Below are 583 nucleotides of genomic sequence, written 5' to 3'. Positions count from 1 at the left end.
CCCACCCGGATACCCAGGCGCATCAGCCACAGCTCCAGCGCCGTCCAGGTGCCGGTGGTGTCGCCCCACGGTGAGCCGTTGTCCATCGTCATCCGGTCCGGCAGGCCGTAACGCTCAAACACGCCGACCAGTTGCTGCTGCACGGTCTCGCGCCGTTCATCGGTACAGTGCGCCAGGCACAGGGAAAAACGGGAGTGGTCGTCCAGCAGGGTGAGCGGATGGCATCGGCCGCCGCCAAAGGGAAAATGGCCCTTAAAATCCATCTGCCAGAGGCGGTTCGGCGCGTCATGTTCGAACCGGCCCGTGCCGGGAGTGCCAGGTGAAGCGCCCGGCAGCAGGCCATGGCGGGCCATCAGGTTATGGACGGTGCTGAAGGCGGGCATGGTGTGCCCCTGGTCTTCCAGCCAGCGCTTAATCTTGCGGGCTCCCCAGCGTTCATGGCGGTCATGGGCCATGCGCAGCAGGGCCGTAATGTCGTCTGACGAGCGGTTCGGGGAATGGTGCGGAATGCGCGGGCGGTCCTGAAGGCCGGACGGGCCTTCCTGAGCCCAGCGCTGGAGCCACTTGTAGCCGGTGGCAGGTG

At 66.4% G+C, this 583-nt stretch carries 1 protein-coding gene; it reads right to left on the bottom strand.

The window, feature by feature from the left end; translation table 11 throughout:
* Nucleotides 1–583: DDE-type integrase/transposase/recombinase (locus K5E19_RS23500; RefSeq protein ID WP_221553337.1), on the bottom strand; the 583-nt coding region annotated here is incomplete at both ends.

The organism is Enterobacter sp. RIT637 (assembly GCF_019718755.1).
In the GTDB taxonomy this organism is placed as follows: domain Bacteria; phylum Pseudomonadota; class Gammaproteobacteria; order Enterobacterales; family Enterobacteriaceae; genus Enterobacter.
This window is presented reverse-complemented; position numbering and strand designations above follow the sequence as displayed.